Origin of the sequence: Nocardia sp. NPDC051911 (assembly GCF_040681035.1) — a bacterium.
In the GTDB taxonomy this organism is placed as follows: Bacteria; Actinomycetota; Actinomycetes; order Mycobacteriales; family Mycobacteriaceae; genus Nocardia; species Nocardia sichangensis.
Window position 1 is genome coordinate 1 of sequence record NZ_JBFAXY010000102.1, and the last position, 1693, is coordinate 1693.

At 66.0% G+C, this 1693-nt stretch carries 1 protein-coding gene; it reads right to left on the reverse strand.

Annotation, left to right across the window (positions count from 1 at the left end):
- Positions 1–34 precede the first annotated feature (34 nt).
- The gene (locus tag AB0L97_RS38590) at positions 35–1576 is read right to left on the reverse strand and encodes an ISL3 family transposase (protein ID WP_364440011.1); all 1542 of its coding nucleotides are present in this window, start codon (positions 1574–1576) and stop codon (positions 35–37) included.
- Positions 1577–1693: the final 117 nt, after the last annotated feature.

A 1693-nucleotide genomic window follows, 5' to 3' on the forward strand; every position in this document is an offset into this window, starting at 1 on the left:
GGCTCTGTCCCACTTTCGATGATGGGTCCGGTTGCTACGAGGTGGCCAGGACACGGAGCCGGAGTAGGTCGAATCGTGCTCTGCCGTACATGGCTCGTTTGATCAGTTTGAGGCGGTTGACATTTCCTTCGGTGGGGCCGTTGCTGTAGGGAAGGGTCAGTCCGGCGACCACGGCATCCCAGTCACGGTGCAGTGTGGTCGCGAAGGAACTGATCTCCCGGATTCCGCTGGCCTGTGCGCGGTGGGTCCACGCCGCGAGTTCTGCTCCTCGCAGTTGCTGTAGCAGCATCGCGAATTCGGTGGCGAGTCCGGCGGTGGTGGCGATCTCGTCGCAGCGATCGATGATCGTGCGAAGACGCTCACGTTCGTCGTCGGTCAGGTCGTCGCAGCGGCGCATGATCCAGCCAGCGGCCTTGCGGGGTGTGATCGTGGGCGGCGCCAAGACTGGGGCACCGGCTACGCGCCAGTGTTGCAGGTGGCGGCGGACCGTCTTGACGCTGCCACCGAATCCCTGGGCTGCGATCTCGGAGTGGAGGACCGCGGCGTTCACGCAGCCCTCGCGCCAGCGGCGCTGCAGATAGGGCACGAACGGGTCGATGAGACTCGCGCGGCGGACCCCGGAACTCAGCAGACCCTCGACCTCGCTGCGGGCGTAGCGTCGGACGGTCTTGCGGTCCAGGTGCAATTCCCGCGCGATCGCGCTGATCGTCCAACCCTGACCCAACATCTGTTGGATTTGTGGGTGTTGTCGGGTGATCCGCTGCGCCAACGGGCCATCCGGCGGGGCGGGCTGCGGGATCGGTGGTGCCGGAATCTGGTCCGGGTCACGCTCGTTCAGGCAGGAACGCTTGCGCGCGAGCACACGCTCCACAGCACTGGTCAGGTTCGCTAGCAGGTGCCACCTGTCCGCGACTTGCACCGCATCAGGGGCTCCGCGGCGAGCGCCATCGGCGAAGTAGCCGGCGCGATCACGGCAGATCACCTCGATCCCCGGATGCTCGCGCAGCCAGGCGGCCAACGCATCGGAGCTGGCTTCGGGCAACAGGTCCACCGGACGGCGGGTGGCCATATCGACCAAGATCGTGCCGTAGTTGCGACCCTTACGAAACGCGAACTCGTCGACACCGACCGCAGTCAGCCCGCCGACTGTCGGTTGCGGCAGTGCGCGGATGAGCCGAAGCAGCGTCATCCTGCTGACCGCACTGGCGACCCCGGCGCACAGTCGCGCCGCGGGCCTGCCTCCCAACGCCAACGCGAACCGTCTCAGAACGTCCCGCAGCGCCAGGCTGCGACGCCCATAACGCACGGTCAACCCGCTCACCTGCTCGGCAAAGATCCGCCGCCCGCACCCGCCGTTACCGCAGAACAGCCGCCGCACCGCCAGCCTGAGCACAACTTCCCGGCTTGCGACTGCGACATCGGCGATCTCACGGGAATAGCGGCTGTGAACCCGCGACGAGACCACCCCGCACACCGGGCACGGCTGCGGGACCTCCCTGGTCACAGCATCGAACCGAATAATCGGCCCAACCCGGCTCACACCCACCACACGCACACCTGGCCGATCCGGGAACATCAACTGCCACAACACCTCTGCTGCACCATCAGCAACCACATTCCGCAGTTCTACCGGAATACCCAGCACCCCAACACAATCGACACCCGCCCATCATCGAAAGTGGGACAGAGCCAA